The sequence below is a fragment of the Schaalia dentiphila ATCC 17982 genome (genome assembly GCF_000154225.1).
Classification (GTDB): Bacteria; Actinomycetota; Actinomycetes; order Actinomycetales; family Actinomycetaceae; genus Pauljensenia; species Pauljensenia dentiphila.
In genome coordinates, this window is the sequence record NZ_DS264586.1 from 1136432 (window position 1) to 1156387 (window position 19956).

Below are 19956 nucleotides of genomic sequence, written 5' to 3' on the forward strand. Positions count from 1 at the left end.
GTGAGTGCCCTGCCCCTGCCCGCCGCCCCGGCCTCGTCCCCGGTCCCGCCACCCCCGGCGCTGCCCGGCGGCCTGAGCCTGCCCAGCGGGCGGACGGCGATCATGGGCATCCTCAACGTCACCCCGGATTCTTTCTCGGACGGGGGACGCTACACGGACGTCGCGGCCGCCCTGCGCCACGCGCGCGCGATGGTGGCCGCCGGAGCGGACCTCATCGACGTGGGCGGGGAGTCGACCCGCCCGAACTCGACGCGCATCAGCGCGGACGAGGAGTGGGCGCGCATCTGCACCATCGTCGAGTCCTTGGCCACTGACGGAGTCATCGTGTCGGTGGATACGCTGCACGCGTCGACGGCCCGCGAGGCCGCGCGCGTCGGTGCGGCGATTATCAACGATGTGAGCGGCGGGCGCTGGGACCCCGAGATGAACGCTGCTGTTGCCGAATCGGGCTGCGCGTACGTCGTTCAGCACTACCGCGCGCTGCCGGGCATGCCGGGGGAGCACTTCGACTACGGGGATGACCTCGTGGGTACGCTCATCGAGCGCGTGGGGTCCCAGGTTCAAGACGCTATTGATGCTGGTGTGACAGCTGATAAAATTGTGGTCGACCCGGGCCTCGGCTTCTCGCTGACGGGCGACCAGTGCTGGCAGATTCTGCGCGAACTGCCGCGCTTCCTGCAGGGCGGATACCCCGTCCTCGTCGGCGCGTCTCGTAAGCGTTTCGTCAAGGCCCTCGACGGCGACGTGGACACGAACAGTGCGGACATCGCCGCCTACTGCGCGGCAGCTGGCGCGTGGGCCGTGCGGGTCCACGACGTAGCAGCCACCGTGGCGGCCATCGCCCGAAAGGAGAACGACGTTGACTAACCGACGCGTCATCATCGCCCTGAAAGGACTCGGGGCGCTGGCCAACCACGGCGTCTACGACTTTGAGCGCGACCGTAACCAGCGCTTCAGTGCGGACATCGTCATGTGGGTCGAGACCGCCGGCACCGCCGACGACATCGCCGCCACCGTCTCCTACGCGGACATTGCCGACGAGGCCATGGCCGTCCTCACCGGCACCGCCGTCGACCTCATCGAGACCCTCGCCGAGACCATCGCCTCGCACGTCATGAGCCACGAGGGCGTCGTCGGCACCGAGGTCACCGTCCACAAGCCCGACGCCCCCATCGACCACCCCTTCGCGGACGTGTCCGTGACCGTGCGCGCGGGCCAGACCGAGGCGATGCCCCTGTCGCTGTCCCTCAAGGGAGTTTACGAGGCCGAGGATGGCTCCGTCCTCACCGGCGAGATCGAGGCCTACGGACGCGCCCAGGCCCCCAGCCCCGCCGAGCAGGAGCAGAGCGGCGCCCTGCCCACGCGTCGCGACGTCCAGGCCGCACACGCCGCGCCCGCCCACGATGCAACGCGCCCCGAGTACCTGCGCTCGCGCCGCGTCGTCCTGGCGATCGGCGGAAACCTCGGGGATGTGCCCGTCACCCTCATGCACACGGTTGAGGCGCTGTCCTACATGGAGGGCTTCCAGATCGACGACGTCTCGCCGATCATGCGTACCAAGCCCGTGCTGGCCCCCGGCCAAGCCCCCCAGCCCGACTACTGGAACGCCGTCGTCGTCGGCTCCGCGATCGCGACCCCCGACGAGCTGTTCGCCCAGACCAGCCGCATCGAGCGCGAGCTGGGACGCGAGCGCCACCAGCGCTGGGGCGCGCGCACCGTCGACATCGACATCATTCAGATCGAGGGCCTGGCCTCCTCCGACCCGGTCCTCACCCTGCCGCACCCGCGCGCAAAGGAACGCGCCTTCGTTCTGGCGCCCTGGATCCTGTGTGAGCCCGACGCCGTCCTCGAGGGCGTGGGCCGCGTGTCCGACCTGCTGGCCGACACCCCCGACCGCGAGGGCATCATCGACGCGGTCGACGACTGGCTGGAGGATCCCGCAGCCGTCATGGCCGACTCCGACCAGCTCCTCGCCCTGCGTGCCGAGCAGGCCAGCGCCGACATGCGCGAGCTCATCGAGGCTCTGACCGGCGAGATCAGCCAGGTCAGCGACCTCGTCACCCGCCCGGGCGAGCCCGCCGAGCCGGTGGAGATTCCCGCTGCCCACACGGTGATCGAGGACTCCGGCGACGACGTTGAGGAGGCCGCAGACTCCGAGTCGGCCCCCGAGCAGGCCGAGGAACCCGAGGCTGCCCCCGTCTCCGCCGCCGAGGCCCCTGCCCCTCGCGCCAGCATCTGGAGCCGCCTGGCCGCCGCCCAGGCTTCGGACGAGGCCTCGAGCGCCGAAGAGCCTGAGGCCAGCGAGCCAGAGCTCGACGAATCCGCGTCGCACGGCATTGACGTGCCCGACGCCGAAGCTCCGGCCGCGGACGCCGCCGCGCCGGCTGACGAAACCGACGCAGCCCCGCAGGGCGAAGCCCCCGCGGACGAGGCCCCGACCGCCCCGGCGGTGCCCGGCCCGCCCCACCGCCAGCGCCGCCGCCGCGCGGACGAAGCCAAGGCCTCGTCGCGCCCGTCCTGGCACCCCGTGTCCTCCGTGCCCGCCGACTCCCCGGCCGGCCGTATGACCCGCAAGATCGGCACCGGCACCTACAAGCCGAGCGGGACCGAAAAGCCCCGCTGGGCCCCCGTGTTCGAGTCCAAGCGAGAGGAGTCCCGCTCCAAGATCGCGCTGCCCGACTGGAACTTCTCCGTGGGTGCCTCCCACGACGTGCGCGTCGTCGACGACCGCTCTGGCCTGGGGCGCGACGACGAGGCTCCCAAGGCCACCGTGCACGCCGACGGACGTTCCACCATCCTCGCCCCCGGGCTGCCCGACAACACCCCCGTCGGCCCCATCCCCGAGGAAGAGGCCACTCAGACTGGCATCCTGCGCCGCGTTGTCGTGCGGCCCACGATGACGGGTGCGGTCCCCATCGTCAAGAGGCGTTAAATGAAACCCCTGTCGATCACCTGGGTGACGCTGGTCGGCTTCGTCTGTGCCCTTCTCAGCTTCCTCGGCTTCTTCGCGCACATGCGCGCGGGAGGCACCCCCATGATCGTCACGCCCGGCCCGGCCGTCGTCTTCGCGGTCGCGACCGCGCTCCTCATCTGGTCCGGCCTGGCCGTGCGCCGCCTGCGCGCCAACAAGGACACGTGGATTGACGCGATTGGCGCGATGCGGGTCGCCGTGTTCGCCAGGGCCAGCGCGATCGTTGGATCCGCGCTCGCCGGTGTCCTCATCGGTGTCATGATCGTGTCCCTCACGCAGCTCGAGGCCTCGGCGATGGTCGGCAACGCGATTGCATCGGGTCTCAGCGGCCTCGTTGGCCTTGTCTGGATTGTCGTCGCTCTTGTCGTGGAACGCTGGTGCGTGATTAACCCCGACGACGACGGATCTTCGAGCTCGCACAAGCGCAGCGCAGCAGCCTAAGCGCCTCGTGTGGGAGTCCTCTCGCGCGCGAAAGTGAGCCCGCCCCGAGCGTTAGTCGCGCCCCGATGGCGCGGGCCGGTATCGTGGACGCGTGGCTGACCAGCGTAAGAATTCCCCCCGGCGACCCTCGTCCCGTCGCTCCGTGTCCGCATCCGGACGCGCCGGCGACCGCGCCTCCCGAGCCGCAACGGGCGGTCGGGGAGCCTTGAGGCGCGCGGCGTCTTCCGCCGGCGCCTCGACGGCCAAGCGGGGGAGCGGGGCAGCCGGGCGTCGGCCTAAGAAGGCCTCCTCGGGCGGTGGACGTCCGCCCGTGAATCTGTGGCCCCGGCGCATCATCACCGGCCTGGGCCTGCTCCTCATCATCGCGCTCATCGTGTGGGGTATCGTCGCCGCTGTGCGAGCCATCGTGGGAGCCTTTAGCGCCGCTCCTGTTCCCCAGTCGACCCCGCAGTCCGTCGTCCAGTCCGGAGCCCTCGACGCCTCCGGATACACGCTCAAGGGCGGCCAGGAGGCCACCGCCGACGGCCTGCTCACCGACGGCACCACGATCGACATTCCTGCCTGCCTGGACCGCGACATCACGGCCACCGCGAAGGCGAGCCCCGTGGCTTCTGGTTCCGCCATGCCCGTGACGCTCACGTTGGAAAACCGCGGCTCGGTCGCCTGCTCAACGTCGCTGACGCGCTTCAACCTGGCGGTGACAACCGGCGACCACCAGGTCTACGACTCCTCGCGCTGTGCCGACAGCCAGCAGTCTTCGATGACGCTGCTGCTGCGCCCGGGCGGCACCTGGTCTGGCTCGCTGAGCTGGGACGGATACGTGTACACCAACGGCTGTACGGCTCCCGCGGGCGGCGCGAGCGCCGCCGCGGCCGGCACCTACAAGGTGGCCGTCACGATGGGCACGCGAGAAGTCGGTTCGACCGTCGTCGACGTGACGCCGGCGCCCACCCCCGCGCCCCAGTCGGGAGCGCAGTCGGGCGCCCAGTCCGGCACACAGTCGGGCCGCTAACGGCTGGGAGTCGGCGAGCGGCTACCAGCCGACGATGCCGGCGCTCACGGCCTGAGCCTGGTGGGCCAGGTTCTCCGTAATGAGCTTCGCCCGGTAGGGGCCGATCCCCTCGAGCTCCTCCAGGTCCTCAACGGTGGCCGCGCGCAGCTGCGGCAGCGAGTTGAAGTGCGCCGACACGACCTTGATGGCGCTCCACGATAGGTGCGGCACCAGAGACAGGGCGCGCACGCCGCGCGGCGTGATCTCGCGATCCAGGTCCGCGACCTCATACACGTCCAGGCCCAGGATGTTCGAAATCGCGGTGAGGTCCACGATGCGCTCGGAGCCGAGCGAGGACAGCTCGGCCTCGACGCGTGCCAGGTCGTCCGGGTTCGCGATGTAGTCGCGCATGACGAGGGCGCGCTCGGACGCGGAGCCGCGCACGAGGTCCTCGACCTGCAGGGCCAGCAGGCGGCCCTCCGAGCCCAGCTCCTCGAGGTACTCCGTGATCTCGGAGGTGATGCGCCGGATCATCTCCATGCGCTGCATGACGGTGGCGACGTCGCGCACGGTCGCGCTGTCGCGCATTTCCAGGATCGTGAGGGTCTGCAGGACCTCGTCGAGGCGCTGGCTGTAGCGGTCGAGCGTGTCAACCGCCAGGTTCGCGCGCGAGAGCAGGGCCTCGGGCTCCTCCACCAGGCGATGCTCGGAGCCCACGTAGATGGAGATCATGCGCATGGACGCGGACAGCGATAGCACCGGCAGGTGGGTCTGGCGGGCGGTGCGCTGCGCGGTACGGTGACGCATACCTGACTCGTCCGTGGGGATCGTTGGGTCCGGGAAGAGCTGCACGTTCGCCTTGCGGATGCGCCACTGGTTGGGATCGATGATGACTGCGCCGTCCATCTTGCACAGCTCGCGCAGGCGCGCGGCCGTGAAAGCAACGTCGAGGTCGAAGCCGCCCGAGCACAGGGCCTGCACCTCCGGGGTGTACCCCAGGACGATGAGAGCACCCGTGTGGGAGCGCTGGATTCGTTCCAGTCCCTCTCGCAGAGGCGTGCCGGGCGCGACTGCGCGCAGTGCGTCACGAAGGATCGCTGCATCGGACGTCAATGTGATTCCCTCCCAGAACAGTCGGTGTGATTCCTATTATTGCGAGTCCGCCGGAAAAGAGACACGAATAGCCGTCGCCAGATCCGACACAGTAAACACGGTGATGCCGTCGACTCCCGACAGGTCTTCGCTGCCCTGGGCGGGCACGATCGCGCTGGAGAAGCCCAGGCGCGCGGCCTCGGCGAGGCGGCGCTGGGTGCCCGTGCAGGCGCGTACCTCGCCCGTCAGCGAGATCTCTCCGACCGCGACGAGGTCGGGGCGTGGAGGAGTGCCCTTGAGCGAGGAGACGATGGAGATGGCCATCGCCAGGTCGATCGCGGGCTCGACCGTGCGTGCACCGCCGACCGTGGAGACGTAGACGTCCGCCCCCGACGTGTCCGCGCCGATGCGGGCCTGAAGGACCGCGAGGATCATGGCGACGCGCGCGTGGTCCACGCCCGAGGTCGTGCGCCGGGGTGACCCGCCCGACGAGGGGGCGACGAGGGACTGGATCTCCGTGGGCAGCGGCCGGCGCCCCTCCAGAGAAACGGCCGCGCACGTGCCGGGCACGCCGCGCGTCGTGCGCGACAGGAACAGGCCGGAAGGGTCGGCGAGGCCGTAGATGCCCGAGTCTGTCAGCTCGAAGCAGCCCACCTCGTCGGTGGGGCCGTAGCGGTTTTTCACCGCGCGCAGTAGGCGCAGGCGCGAATGACGGTCGCCCTCGAACTGGCAGACGACGTCCACGAGGTGTTCGAGGACGCGCGGACCGGCGATGCCGCCGTCCTTGGTCACGTGGCCGACGAGCAGGGTGGGCAGGTCGGACTCCTTGGCGACCCGGATCAGCGAGGCCGCGACCGCGCGCACCTGCGCGACGCCGCCCGCCCCGCCCTCGACCTGGGCGGAGGAGATGGTCTGAACGGAGTCGACGATGAGCAGAGAGGGGTGTGAGGCTTCGATGTGCCCGAGGATGACGCCGAGCTCCGTCTCATCGGCGATCAGGAGGTTCGGTTCGAGCGCGCCGATGCGTTCCGCGCGCCCGCGCACCTGCGCCGCCGACTCCTCGCCCGTCACGTAGAGGACGGGGCCGCGCCCGCCCGCCGCCGCCGTGCGCGCGGCCTTAGCGGCCACGTCCAGCAGCAGCGTCGACTTACCCACGCCGGGTTCGCCCGCCAGGAGGATCACCGCGCCGGGAACGATGCCGCCGCCGAGGACCCGGTCCAGCTCGCTCACGCCCGTCGAGCGCGACGAGGCCCGCTCGCCGTCCACCTCGCCGATCGGCAGGGCGGGGCGACGCGGGGGAGTCGCGGCCGCGCGCGGCCCGCCCGAGGCCTCGCCGGCCTGGTCGACGGTGCCCCACGCCCCGCACTCGCGGCACTGGCCCACCCACTTGGGGGAGGTCCACCCGCACTCGGAGCAGCGGTAGGTGATCTTCTCTTTCGCCATGCACTCACCGTAACCCGACCCGCCCTCATCTGCGGGTCCCGCGCGCGGGTGGGCGCCGTTCTTCGAACCGGCCCAGGTCATTGCACGGGCTTGCGGTTCCCGCGCGCGGGCGGGCGCCGTGACTGCGGCGTTGGGAGAGCGGACCCGTGACCCGCACCGGCCTCGTTCCCGGAGCGTGATCGCCTAAATGCGCGACTGTGGTCAGGTTCTCGCGCATGAGGAATGGATACGCGCCGCCGCGAGAACCCCGTTCGACAGGTTGCAGATTCCTCGGTACCTGTTGTTGTCTGCGGGGTTTATCCATAGGGTTGGTCGGTGTGTATCCTTGGGATGGTTGCCCATACCCTCCGCGGATACAGACAACGCCCCATACCAGTGCGCACATTGAGACTGAGGAAAGCCACATGAACAAGGCGCGTCGATCGCGAAACACCTGGTCGAAGCGGATACCCGCGCTCTCCGTCCTATTGGTGTCCGCGATGCTGTGCGTGCTCGCGGTCGTGTATCGGGGTGTCGAGGTCACCCAGGTGAGCGTCGACGACGGCGGCATTTGGGTGACGAACCAGGACCGCAAGCTCCTCGGGCACCTCAACTACGACGCCCTCATGCTGGACGGCACGGTCTCGGTGAAGTCCGCGTCCTTCGACATCGGCCAGGAGGGCGGCGACGTGACCCTGGGTGAGACCGTGAGTCGCACAGTCACCCCGGTGCGTCCGACCTCCTTCTCCCTCGGTCAGTCCGTCACCCTGCCCGATAACGCTGTTCAGGTTCAGGGCGGCTCGGTCCTGGCGGTCCTCGACCCCAACGAGGGCCTCCTGTGGGTCGGCAGTGCCAACGAGCCCGCCACCATGTCGCTCCTGCGTGAGGACGCGGTCGCCAACGACCTGAGCGACGGCATCGTGACGGTGTCGAACTCGGGCACGGTCTTCGCCTATTCTCCCGGTTCCTCCAAGCTCGTGACCCTGACGAGCGAAGGCCAGGCCTGGCGCGTGAAAACCACTGAGATCAAAGACTTTACTCCCGCCGGGCCCCCGACGATCACCGCGGTCGGCGACAAGCCGGTCGTCTACGACCAGACCGGCAACAAGCTGGTCCTGCCCGGCGGCAAGGTGCGCGACCTGTCCGAGGAACACGTGAGCGGTGCCGTCCTGCAGGCCCCCGGCGACGAGGCCGCCTCGGTCCTCCTCGCGACCGGCGACCAGCTGGTGTCCGTGCCCCTGAACGGCAAGGCGATCGAGCGTCAGGAGGCCTCGGAGAGCGGCCAGAAGGGCACCCCCGCGCCCCCCGTCTTCCACCGTGGCTGCTCCTACGGTGCATGGGCGGGCTCGGGCGCGTTCGTGCGCACCTGCACGGACTCCACGCGCAACCAGGCGCAGACGGTGTCGAGCCTGGCCGAGGCCTCCTCCGCTGTGTTCCGCACGAACCGCACGCGCATCGTCCTCAACGACGTTTCGACGGGCACGCTGTGGCTGCCCGACAAGAACATGGTCGTGGTCAGCAATTGGGATCAGACCCCCACCGAGGAGCAGGAGGAAGAGGACACTCCGACCCCCGACCAGCGTGAGCAGGTCTCCGAGCCGGAGCACAAGGACAAGAACACGCCGCCCGAGGCCGTGGATGACGAGTTCGGCATCCGCCCGGGCCGCTCGACGCTGCTACCCGTCCTGGACAACGACTCCGACGACGACGGCGACGTGCTGACGGCGCGCGCGGTCACCAACCCCGAGTTCGGCTCGATCGTGCGCACGAGGGGCGGCCGCGCCCTCCAGATCACGGACGTCCCCGAGAGCATGACGAGCGGATCGACGTCCTTCACGTACGAGGCCTCGGACGGCCTCGCGGGCGCGACGGCGAACGTGACGCTGACGATCCACCCGTGGAGCCAGAACGAGGGCCCGCGCCAGCTCAAGCACCCGGTCATCAAGGTGGGTGCGAACGCGCAGGTCGAATACAACCTCCTGTCGGACTGGATTGACCCGGACGGCGACCAGTTCTACCTGGTGTCGGCGACGGCCCCGGAGGGCATGGCCGTGCAGTTCTCCGAGGACGGCACGGTTCAGATCCGCGACCTGGGCTCGGGCGCTGGCGTCAAGGCGATCGCCGTGACCCTGTCGGATGGCCACGCCGAGACCACCGGTGAGCTGAAGGTGAGCGTCCAGGAGGCGGGCAATGTGCCGCCGGTGGCGCGCGCCGACTTCTACGTGGCGCGCGTGGCTGAGCCGCTGACGATCGACCCGATCGCCAACGACACGGATCCCAACGGCGACGCCCTGTCCCTCGTGGCTGCGGGCACGGCCCCGGCGGGCACCGCGGTCTCCGCTGACCTCTCGCGCGGCACGCTGACGTTCACGGGCTCGGTGCCGGGATCCTTCCAGTTCACCTACACGGTCTCCGACGGCCCGTCCACGACCGTGGGCGTCATCCGGGTCGACGTGGTCGACGACGACACGAATGCTCTGCCGATCGCCGAAGACGACCTGGCGGTCCTGCCCAGCGGCGGCGCCTCGCTGATCGCGCCGCTGGCCAACGACACGGATCCGTCCGGCGGAGTGCTTGTCGTCCAATCGATCGACGTGCCCGCGAACTCGGGCCTCGAGGTTACGCTCATCGAGCGCCACCTGCTGCGCATTACGTCGCCGGGCGGCCTCACTGACGTGACGACCTTTACCTACACGGTCTCCAACGGCGCGGGTTCCGCGACCGCCCAGGTCAGCGTCATCCCGACGAACGCGCAGAGTGAGGAGACTCCGCCCCAGGTCACGGCCGACACCGCGAAGGTGCGCGCCGACGACATCGGCTCAGTGAGCGTCCTGTCGAACGACCGCTCGCCGATCGGCCTGTCGCTGAGCCTGGACCCGGAGGTGGAGGTCCTGTCGGGCGCCGAGCTGGGCACGGTCTTCGTGACCGGTAACCAGGTGCGCCTGGCCGCCGGCTCCGAAGCCGGCGTGGTGCGCGTGGCGTATACGGCCATCGACTCGGTGGGTAACCGCGCGACGACAACCGTCACGTTTGAGGTCATCGCTTCCTCCGCGGCTAACAGTGCTCCCGTGCCCAAGGCGCTGAGCGCGTGGGCCGTGCAGGGCCAGATGACGCGCGTCCCGGTGCCGCTGACGGGCATCGACCCCGACGGCGACTCGGTCGCCCTGGTGGGCATCGACCAGCCGCCGGCCAAGGGCAGCGTCGTGCTGGGCACGGAGTGGCTGGAATACACGCCCTCCGACGATGCGACCGGCACGGACACCTTCTCCTACATCGTCGAGGACCGCCTCGGCGTGCAGGGACGCGCCCGCGTGCGCGTCGGCATCGCCCCTCCCGGCTCGCAGAACCACAACCCGACGGCCGTTCCCGACTCGGTGACGGTGCGTCCGGGGCGCGAGGTGAGCATCAACGTCCTGAACAACGACGTGGACGCGGACGGCGACACCCTGTACATGGACACGGATCCGGCGACCGTGTCGGTGTCGGATCCGACCGCGACCGTGACGGTGGCCGAGGACCTGGTGACGGTCAAGGCGCCCGCCACGAACGGCGTGTTCGTCGTGGCCTACCAGATCGAGGACGGCCGAGGTGGCCGCGCCCAGGGACAGCTGACCGTGACGGTGGACGCTGAGGCGCCGCTGCGCGCGCCGATCGCCCGCGACGACGTCGTGCCGGTCTCCGATCTGCCCTCGGACTCTAAGCCCGTCAGCGTTGCCGTCCTCGTCAACGACGAGGACCCGGACGGTACCACGGCCGCGCTGACGGTGTCCTCGGACGCCTCGGGCGTGAGTGTGTCGGGGCAGAACCTGTCGATTTCTACGGACGCCCGCCGTCGCCTCGTCGTGTACACGGTGACGGACCCCGATGGCCTGAGCGCGAGCGCGGTCGTGACCGTTCCTGGCACCGACCTGCTGGCTCCGCGCCTGGACACGACGCGCGTCCCGGTGGCGATGCGCGCGGGCTCCACGCTCACCCTCGACATGCACGACTACGTGCTGGTGCGCGACAACTCGCGCTCCCCGATCATCACGGACGCCTCCTCCGTGAAGTTCAGCGGAGGCCTGGACTCGGCCTCGCTCCAGGACTCCACGCACATCACGCTGAGCGCGCCCGACACGGCCTCGGGCAAGGCCTCGGTGTCCTTCACGGTGCGTGACGGTGCCTCGGACGACGCCTCCGCGCTGTCCTCGACCCTGACGATCCCGATCACGATCCAGCCGGCCAGGAACCTGCCGCCGCGCCTGACCCCGACCCCGATCCTCGTGGGCCAGGGCGAGACCGTGACGGTCGACCTCACGCAGATGGTAGACGATCCGGACGACCAGGCGAAGGGATCCTTCGAGTACCGCGTGGTGAAGGCCCCCGGCGGCGTGGACGTGTCCCTGGACGGCCACAACCTGACCGTGTCCGGCAAGAAGGACCAGCCCAAGGGCCCGGTCGGCGCGATCACTGTCAGCGTCGATGACGGCTCGGGCGCGGTCAACGCCGACATTCCGGTGACGATCGTGAAGTCCTCCAAGCCCCTCGTGACGACCACGGAGGCTCGCATCAAGGCGAAGGCCGGCCAGACGGTGGACGTGAACCTGTCGGAGTACACGACGAACCCGTTCCCGGATCCGCTCGTGGTCCTGGATGCGTCGGTGCACGTGGGCCAGGGAACCGCCTCGGGTAACGGCAACGTCCTGTCGGTGACCCCCAAGGCGGGCTTCCACGGCAACATGACCATCGTGTACCGCGTCATGGACGCGACGAACGACCCGGATCGCGTGGTCCAGGGCCGCGTTGTCGTCCAGGTTCTGGATCGCCCTGAACCGCCGCAAAACGTGAAGGCGACCGCGATGGGGTCGAAGACCGCCTTCGTGCAGTTCGATGAGCCCCCCGCAAACGGGGGCACGATTTCTGGCTACAAGGTGACGGACCTGTTCGATGGGCAGACCTACAACACCACCAAGCCGGGTATGCAGATCAAGGGCCTGGAGAATGGTAAGAATCACCGCTTCACGGTCGTCGCGACGAACGAGGCCGGTGACTCCGATCCGTCCGAGCCATCCGCCGAGGTGAACATCGATGTTGCGCCCGAGCAGATGGCGGCACCCACGGTCGTGGGTACGGATAGTGCCCTCGAGGTCTCGTGGGTGGAGCCGCACAACGAGGGATCGCGGATCCTGTCGTACACGGTGTTGCTCAATGGACCCGGCGGCGGTCAGCCGGTTTCCTACTCGGTGGACGCTCCGAAGACCAACCTGCGGATCCCGGAACTGAAGAACGGCACGTTGTATTCGGTGCAGGTCCAGGCGCAGAATGGCGCGGAGAAACCGTCGCTGCCGTCCTTGGCGACCGAGGGCTACCCGCACACGAAGCCAGATCAAGCGACCGGCGTGAGCGCCGTCGCGATCGCCTCTGTGGGCGATCCGAACAAGGCGACGGTTGAGGTTACGTGGAACGTGGGTTCTCCCAATGGCAAGGGATGGGGCCAGGCCACGGTTTCGGTCAATGGCGTCGATGTGTACGTTTCATCAGACGCTCGTACTGCCACGCTGTTCGACGTGCCGACGGGCAGTAAGGTGTCCGCGTCGGTGACGCTGACGAACTCGCACGGGGATACTTCGGACCCTGCCACCACGTTCGTTTCGATCGCGACCGTGCCTCTGCCGATCGATACCCCGACTCTGCAGGGCAACGGCACGCCGGGGCAGCTGGTTGTCTCGAATCTGAGGCCTAAGGAGGGTCACGGCTTCAGCGCATCCGAGCTGACGGTGCGCTACTCGTTGACCCGCGAAGGATGTGCGGACGGAACGCCGGTCTATGAGGGTCAACGAATCGATGTGGGCGGTTGGCAGGATCGTGAAGTCTTCTTCTGCCAGTCTGGCCGGGGCCTCAAGGGGAATGAGGTCACGTCGGGCACCGTTTCGGCCGTTGGCCACCCCACGGCCAAGCCCGATCCGGTCAAGGTGTGGGTTTCGAATGTCGGTAGCACGTCTGCCGTCGTGCGCTGGGATGCGATCGGCGCCAACCCTGCCTTGTCGGGTCTCAAGGTGTACCTGAATAACAGGGAGCAACCCGTCGGGGTTGGCGCCACGGAGGCGACCTTCAGTGACCTGGCACAGGGCACGGAGTACTCGGCCACGGTCGCGGCAACTAACGACTGGGGAACGACACAGATGCGGGCGGACTCATCGTTCGTCACGAAGCTGGACGTGAACCTGACGTGGACGGACGTCTGCCAGGGAGGCGAGAAGCACACGGGCCCGGGTGGATGCCACACCTTTAAGTTCAGCGCTCCGGGGTGGGCTAACACGTCGCTTACTCACAAATGTACGATCCGTTCGGATCTGGACAATTGGACCGAAGAGGTGACTATCGATCGTGCCGGTCCCATAGAGTCGCACATCGCGACGCGGGCGGATTCCGACGCGGCGTTCGCGCGGAACGTGCGCATTGACGGCGATTGTCGCCCGGTGAGGTAAGCCAGTGAAGAAACTACGTCGACTTGTGAGGCATGCGTGGCGCGCCCTGTGCGCCCGCGTGCAGGCGCTGCCCGGCTACGAGGGCGTCGCCCGCTGGCTGGGTGCGCTGACCCCGGTGGGGTGGGCGGTGATCGCGGCGACGCTCGCGGGTACCGTCGCGGCCCTCGCCTTCGGCTGGCTGGAGGGCTTCATCGTGGCCGTGATGGGCCTGGTGGCCCTCGTCGTCGCGGTTGCCTCGGTCGCGTCCCCGTCCCCGCTGTCCGTGTCCCTGCACATGAAGAACGATCGCATTATTGCCGGCCAGGTGGCGGTGGGTCGCGTCCGCGTGGTCAACGAGTCCGGGCGCCGCTCGGGTTCGACCCTCGTGGAGGTGACGATCGGACGAGGCAGTGGCGAGTTCCTCGTGCCCCCGATCAGCGGAAACGGCACGTGGAACGAGTCTTTCTCGGTCATGACGAAGCGCCGCGGCGTCATCAACGTGGGCCCCGCGCGCACCGTGCGCATGGACGGGCTGGGCCTGCTGCGCCGCGTGCGTTCGTGGGATGATCCGATCCTCGTGCACGTGCACCCGCCGACGGTGCGTTTCTCCTTTGACGCGACGGGCATGCAGATGGATGTCGAGGGTGTGGCCAGCGAGAAGCTGACGAGCTCCGACGTGTCCTTCCACGCCCTGCGCGACTATGAGCCGGGCGACGACCGTCGCGCGGTGCACTGGCCGTCGACGGCGCGCTTTGGCCGCCTGATTGTGCGTCAGTTCGAGGAGACTCACCGCTCGCACCACATGGTGCTGCTGGATACGCGTGTGGATGTGTGGGATCGGCGCTCCTTTGAGACGGCCGTGTCGGTTGCCGCGTCGCTGGCCCTCGCCGGCTCGGGCGAGGCCCGCACGGTCTCGATGCACACCGCGGACGAGTGGATCCCCACGGGCTCGCCCATGGCGATGCTGGATGCGCTCTCCGAGATGGAGACGTCGACGCGCTCGGAGTTTGCGGGCATCGTGCGCCGCTGCATCATGGAGCGCGGCGGGATCTCGGTGCTCTCGATCGTCGTCGGCGCTGGCGTGGACGACCAGGAGGCTGCTCGCCTGGCGAATATCGCTCCTGTCGATGTCATCGTGTCGGTGATCCGCGTGGTCCCGGGCCGGGCGCGTCGTCGTCGCAAGATCACGCGCGGCGTCATCATCGACTGCCCCTCCCTCGAAGACCTGCCGATGCTCGTGTCGCGGGGGGTGAACGCGTGAGTACTCCTGCTCGCAACGCCTCGCGTCCGGCACCTCCGCCGCCTCGCTCCCGTCGCCCCGCCGCCCAGGAAACCACGATGGGCGGGTCGATACACCGCGCCGCCATGCCCGCGTGGTCCCTGCTGGTCCTCGCGGTCCTCTTTTCCGGTCCGATCCTCATGTTCGAGTCCGTCTTCGGCGGCGGCCAGGGCGCGATCGCGGCGCTTGCGGGCGTCGTGGTCGGCCTCGTCGTCGCGTGGGCGGCAGCGAAGTGGCGCTGGGACCTGCTGTCGATCGTCGCGGCGGTCGTGGCCTCGCACTTCCTCTTCGGTGGCGCCGCCGCGCTGCGTGAGACGACCCGCTGGGGCGTGGTCCCGACGTCGCGGACCCTCCAGACGCTGGTCGTCGGTTCGGTCGAGGCCTGGAAGGACCTCCTGACGCTGACGCCGCCGGCCGGCTCCTACGTGGGGCCTGCGATGGTGCCGTGGATGGCCTGCCTCGTGTGTTCGGTTGCGGCGGGCGTCGTGACGGTGCGCTACGGGCGCCCCATGTGGGGATCCGTGCCGCTGATCCTCGCTGGCGTGATCGCGATCGTGTGGGGGCCGTCGGGCCACTCTCCGTCCGCCCTCCTCGTCATCGCGTGGTGGGTGGGACTCATCGTGTGGTGGGCGTGGGCCTCGGCGATCGGACGCGCACGACTGGGCGCCGACATCGTCATTGGTATGGCCTCTACGGCGACCACCGCGTCGACGACCGTGGGCGGTTCCTCGCGTCAGATCGTGCACGTGTGGTGGCGCGTGGGCATGGGCGCGCTCATGGTGGGCGTGATGGTTGCTGCGGCGATCCCTGCGGCGTCCCTGCTGGGCCCCACGGCCTCGGACCGCGTCGTCGGACGCGACGTCGTCGAGCCGCCCGTGGACGCGCGCCAGTACCCCTCGCCGCTGTCCAGCTACCGCCACTACAACAAGGACCTCGAGGATGAATCCCTGATCCGCGTGTCCAACATGCCCAAGGAGGCGCGCGTGCGCCTGGGCGCGATGGACGTGTACGACGGGACGACCTTCGGCATGGGCGTCATGAACACGGTGGACGGCACGGCCGGATACCGCCGCGTGGGGTCCACGATCCCGGGGCGCAGCGCCGATACGGCGGGAGTGCAGACCTCGGTGTCGACCTCGCAGCTGCTGGGACCGTGGGTGCCCACGATCGGCCAGGTGTCGGTCCTGCGTTTTGAACCCTCCGCCCCCAACGCGGCCGAGCAGCAGGACGGCCTGAACTACGACCTGTGGGCGGATACCGCCCTGACGACGGGTCCGACCGGCCAGCTGAGCTACTCGCTGAGCACGACGATGCCGCGCGAACACGCAGACTCGGAGTTCGCCAGCGTGAACGCAGCGCGCTACGCCGGGGGAGACACGAACGTCCCGAAGGACGTGGACTCCCTGGCCGCGGATCACACGTCGACCGCGCGCTCGGACCTGGAGAAGGCCCGCGCGATCGAGCAGTTCCTGCACACGGATGGCTATTACTCCAACGAGGACACGATCAATTCGCGTCCCGGCTCCTCTCAGGACCGCATCGAGCGCATGATCAGCGCCGAGGCGCTGGTGGGCGACGACGAGCAGTACGCGACCCTTATGGCCCTCATGCTGCACTCGCAGGGCATCAACGCCCGCGTCGTGATGGGCGCCTACCGCGAGGGCACGTCCGGCAGCGTCGACCTGACGGGTTCGGACATGCACGCGTGGGTCGAGGTGGAGTTCCCCGGCGTCGGCTGGGCGACCTTCGACCCGACTCCGCCGCGCGATCAGCAGCCCACGACGCAGGTCAACAAGCCCAAGTCCGTGCCCAAGCCCCAGGTCCTGCAGCCCCCGGAGCCGCCCGAGCAGCCGGTTGAGCTGCCGCCCGCAACCCGTGACCAGGCGACGGATCCGCACGATCCGAACGGCGTCCATATCCCGTGGATGGCGATCGGCACGGTGTCGGTGTCGCTCCTCCTGCTGCTGGGCCCGGTCCTGGCTGTGCTCCTGGCGAAGTCCCGCCGCCGTAAGAGCCGCCGCCGTGCGCAGGCCGCCGAGTCGGTGCGCGGCTCGTGGGACGAGCTCGTGGATACCGCGATCGACTCCGGCCTCGTCGTCGAGCCGCACTTGACGCGCCAGGAGGTTGCGTGGGCGCTGGCCTCGCAGTGGACGCCCAAGAAATCCGAGAGCGACGAGGAGGGGGATGCTAAGGCCCGCAAGGCGCGCAAGCGCTCGGCCGCGGACGTGCGCGTGCCTGGCTGGTCGCTGTTCTCGGGCGCGGTTCCCCGGGCCGTCACCGTGGCGCGCCGCGCGGACGTCGCGGACTTCGCTGCCGGTGGTGCCCGCCCCGAGGACGCGGAGCAGGCGTGGAACGACGTGGATGAGCTGCGTCGCGAGTGGGCGGCCTCGGTGTCGCTGTTCGCGCGACTGCGGTACGCGCTGTCGCTGAAGTCGCTGCGCTGGCGCCGTCGCGCCCGCCGTCAGGCTGACGCCGCTCGCAAGGGCGGTCGCTCGCTGGCTAAGCGCATGGGCCGTAGGAAAGGGAAACGTTGATGGATAGCGACGCTCGCGTCGGAATGGTGCCGTCGCTGCCGGGTTACGAGTGGATTCGTCCACTCGGGTCGGGTGGGTTCGCGGACGTGTTCCTGTGCCGCCAGGAGCTGCCCAGCCGTGAGGTGGCCGTCAAGGTGGCGCGCAGGGATCGCGGGGCGGACGGCGAGGCCGGTATCGCACGTGAGGCTGACGTGATGGCTCTCGTGTCGGGTCACCCGGCGGTGGCCCAGCTGTACGGCGCGGGGCGCACGCCGGATGGTCGCCCGTACCTGGTGATGGAGTACTGCCCGGTTGCGAACATCCTCGATCAGGTGCGCGCAAACCCGATGTCGACGGACCGCGCGCTGTCGATGGTGATCCGCATGTGCGGCGGCGCTGAGATGCTGCACCGCGCGGGCTACGTGCACCGCGACATTAAGCCCAGCAACATCATGATCAACGCCTACGGGTCGCCGGTGCTCACCGACTTCGGCGTGGCCGAGCCGGTGGGTGCGGACCCGCGCGGCGGCCGCGACGGCTTCTCGGTGATGTGGGCGCCGCCCGAACAGATTGCGGGCACGGCGCGCGCTCACCCGACGCAGGACGTGTGGGCACTGGGCGCGACCCTGTGGACGCTCCTCATGGGCCGCTCGCCCTTCGAGGTGGAGGACGGAGACAACTCGGCCCATGCGGTCGCCCAGCGCGTCGCCCGTGGCCGCGTGTCGCGCATCGACCGCCCGGGAGTGCCCGACGCTGTGACGGCTATCGTGCGCCGCGCGATGAGCCTGGACCCGGAGCAGCGCTTCGGGTCGGCGGCGGCCCTCGGTTACGCCCTACAGACGGTCGAACGCGAGATGCACCGCCCGGTCACGGAGATGAAGCTGAGCGTGGTGGTCTCCTCGAGCGCGCCATCCTCGGCCCTGTCCGCCCCGTCTGCGGCGGCCCTGGACGCGGAGCGCACGCGCACCCGCCGCGGGAGTTTCGCGGATGGTCCCCAGGCCTCGTCGAACGAGGCGTGGGCCGGTAACTCGACGACGAACCGAACCGGGTTGGTCGAGGGGGAGTCGAAGCGTCCCGTGTGGGTGGTGCCGGTCCTCGCGCTCGTGATGGTGCTGGCGACGGCCGGCCTGGTCGTCGCGATGCTCACCGGCGGCGGACACAGCATCCACCTGGGCGGAGGCGGTGGAGGCGGATCCACACCGACCCCTTCCTCAAGCACAGGGGCAGTGAGCAACTCCGATCAGGGCGACGCGGGCGCCGTCCCGCCCGAGGCCGTCACCGGGTTGACGGCCACCCCGAACGGCAACGAGATCCGCTGGGGCTGGGAGGTGCCCGAGCAGGGCCAGTACCAGCCCGGAGCGCTGGAGTTCAAGTACGTGCTCACCCGCCCGGGTGAGGCCGTGGTGGCAGAGACGATGCGTCGCAACAGCCTGACGACTACCGCGGTGAGCGGCGAGAACTGCCTGACAGTGAGCCTCGTCGTGACTTCCACGGGCCGCGAGTCCGCGCCGGTCACTCAGTGCGTGACGGTGCCGTAGGGCGCTGGAAGGGCAGCTGATGAGTCATCCGATGGCGCGCCTCGCGCGGCGCAGCGCCTGCAAGGGGGTCACCCTGGTGGGCACGCTTGCCGTCGCGGCCCTCGTGGTTCCTGCTGCCCCAGCATCGGCGGATGCCGCGATCACGGCGGACGAACAGACCTTCTACGGCTACTACCGCTTGGACGCGATCCACTCGTCGGGATACACGGGCGAAGGCGTGACGATCGCGCTCATTGACGGCCCTGTCAACACGCAGATCCCGGAGCTAGCCGGTGCGCGCATCCAGTCCTACAGCCCCTGCACCGTGGGCTCCCAGGACAAGTACTGGGACCACGGCACCGTTATCGCGCAGGTGATTTCCTCGCCTCAATTCGGCGTGGCCCCCGGCGCGAATCTACGCGCCTACACATTGTCGTTTGCCGGTGACACGACGGGTTCCGACTGCGCGATCGGACAGTGGGGGCGAGGCTACTCCGATCTCGCTCTCCTCATCGAGGACGCGCTCAACGACGGCGTCGACGTGATCACCACGTCGTCGAGCTACCCCAGCGACTACGAGGGCATGCGCTGGGCTCTCGCCCGAGCGATTGCGTCCAAGGTTCCGGTAGTCGCCAGCACGGGCAACGACTCGACCCGCAACTCGACGGAGTGGCTGCCCTCCTGGGGTGGCGTCGTCGGCGTGGGCGCGATCGAGACCAACGGACGCCCCTCCGACTACCAGAACTGGGGTAGGCCGCTGTCGACGGCGGCCCTCGCGCGCCCTCTCGCACGTTCGGGCGTGTCACAGGAGCGAGGCGAGTGGTGGGGGACATCCTTCGCGAGCCCCATCGTGGCCGGCTCCCTGGCGCTGTCCATGCAGCGCTGGCCGAGCGCGACCGGCAACCAGATCCTACAGGGGCTGGCCCGCACAGGCGTGGGCGGCAACGGCGGCGAATGGAACGAATACACGGGGTACGGCGCGCTCGACATCTACGCGATGCTGACGACGAACCCGACGAGCTTCCCGGATGAAAACCCGTTCATGGACAAGGGAACGAACACGGTTCCCAGCCGACAGGACGTGCAGGACTATATCGACGGCGTGGTGGATCCGCGCGTCGTCATGAACGACAACTCGTACGAATATCTGGGGTACGACGAGCGTCTCGCACTCAGCCGCGAGCACGGCTACCCGACGCACCTGGGGACCAGCCCGCGCTTCCACGCGAGCAATGCGAGCAACGCGAAGAAGAAGTAGCGCGTAGGGGAGCGCCCCTGTCATCC

At 69.2% G+C, this 19956-nt stretch carries 11 protein-coding genes; 9 read left to right on the forward strand and 2 right to left on the reverse strand.

The window, feature by feature from the left end:
- The 4 genes from folP to ACTODO_RS04800 all read left to right on the forward strand — a co-directional run bounded on the left by folP (window position 1) and on the right by ACTODO_RS04800 (window position 4424).
- Window positions 1-867 (forward strand): dihydropteroate synthase, encoded by an 867-nt coding sequence (gene folP / locus ACTODO_RS04785; protein ID WP_034512097.1) that lies wholly within the window; start codon window positions 1-3, stop codon window positions 865-867.
- The gene (gene folK / locus ACTODO_RS04790; protein WP_003792027.1) at window positions 860-2932 is read left to right on the forward strand and encodes a 2-amino-4-hydroxy-6-hydroxymethyldihydropteridine diphosphokinase; all 2073 of its coding nucleotides are present in this window, start codon (window positions 860-862) and stop codon (window positions 2930-2932) included. The genes folP and folK overlap by 8 nt, the downstream gene beginning before the upstream one ends.
- Window positions 2933-3412, forward strand: coding sequence for a DUF3180 domain-containing protein (locus ACTODO_RS04795; protein WP_003792029.1), 480 nt, complete (start codon window positions 2933-2935; stop codon window positions 3410-3412).
- Between the two features lie 91 nt (window positions 3413-3503).
- Entirely contained in the window at window positions 3504-4424 is a 921-nt protein-coding gene (locus ACTODO_RS04800; protein ID WP_131332773.1) for a hypothetical protein, read from the forward strand.
- A gap of 21 nt (window positions 4425-4445) precedes the next feature.
- On the opposite strand, the gene disA is transcribed toward ACTODO_RS04800, so the two are convergent.
- Together disA and radA are read right to left on the reverse strand one after the other, a co-directional pair.
- A complete protein-coding gene (gene disA / locus ACTODO_RS04805) occupies window positions 4446-5516 on the reverse strand; it encodes a DNA integrity scanning diadenylate cyclase DisA (RefSeq protein WP_003792031.1) in 1071 nt (356 codons plus the stop codon).
- 36 nt (window positions 5517-5552) lie between these two features.
- Entirely contained in the window at window positions 5553-6938 is a 1386-nt protein-coding gene (radA, locus tag ACTODO_RS04810) for a DNA repair protein RadA (RefSeq protein ID WP_034512624.1), read from the reverse strand.
- A gap of 404 nt (window positions 6939-7342) precedes the next feature.
- Here radA and ACTODO_RS04815 point away from each other — a divergent pair, with 404 nt between their 5' ends.
- The 5 genes from ACTODO_RS04815 to ACTODO_RS04835 all read left to right on the forward strand — a co-directional run bounded on the left by ACTODO_RS04815 (window position 7343) and on the right by ACTODO_RS04835 (window position 19930).
- On the forward strand, window positions 7343-13384 hold the full coding sequence (locus ACTODO_RS04815) for an Ig-like domain-containing protein (RefSeq protein ID WP_034512101.1): 6042 nt from the start codon (window positions 7343-7345) through the stop codon (window positions 13382-13384).
- Between the two features lie 4 nt (window positions 13385-13388).
- Window positions 13389-14624, forward strand: a complete 1236-nt coding sequence (locus tag ACTODO_RS04820) for a DUF58 domain-containing protein (protein ID WP_034512105.1) — start codon at window positions 13389-13391, stop codon at window positions 14622-14624.
- 77 nt (window positions 14625-14701) lie between these two features.
- The gene (locus ACTODO_RS04825; protein ID WP_003792039.1) at window positions 14702-17176 is read left to right on the forward strand and encodes a transglutaminase-like domain-containing protein; all 2475 of its coding nucleotides are present in this window, start codon (window positions 14702-14704) and stop codon (window positions 17174-17176) included.
- Window positions 17176-18693, forward strand: coding sequence for a serine/threonine-protein kinase (locus tag ACTODO_RS04830; protein ID WP_003792040.1), 1518 nt, complete (start codon window positions 17176-17178; stop codon window positions 18691-18693). Before ACTODO_RS04825 ends, ACTODO_RS04830 begins: the two co-directional genes overlap by 1 nt.
- A 19-nt stretch (window positions 18694-18712) precedes the next feature.
- Window positions 18713-19930, forward strand: coding sequence for a S8 family peptidase (locus tag ACTODO_RS04835; protein ID WP_131332775.1), 1218 nt, complete (start codon window positions 18713-18715; stop codon window positions 19928-19930).
- The last annotated feature ends 26 nt before the right edge of the window (window positions 19931-19956 follow it).

Bases quoted from the DNA above. Each gene is read 5' to 3' on its own strand.
- ACTODO_RS04815 (WP_034512101.1), top strand. From the start codon at position 7,343: ATGAACAAGGCGCGTCGATCGCGAAACACCTGGTCGAAGCGGATACCC.
- radA (WP_034512624.1), bottom strand. From the start codon at position 6,938: ATGGCGAAAGAGAAGATCACCTACCGCTGCTCCGAGTGCGGGTGGACC.
- ACTODO_RS04825 (WP_003792039.1), top strand. From the start codon at position 14,702: ATGGGCGGGTCGATACACCGCGCCGCCATGCCCGCGTGGTCCCTGCTG.
- ACTODO_RS04830 (WP_003792040.1), top strand. From the start codon at position 17,176: ATGGATAGCGACGCTCGCGTCGGAATGGTGCCGTCGCTGCCGGGTTAC.
- ACTODO_RS04795 (WP_003792029.1), top strand. From the start codon at position 2,933: ATGAAACCCCTGTCGATCACCTGGGTGACGCTGGTCGGCTTCGTCTGT.
- ACTODO_RS04835 (WP_131332775.1), top strand. From the start codon at position 18,713: ATGAGTCATCCGATGGCGCGCCTCGCGCGGCGCAGCGCCTGCAAGGGG.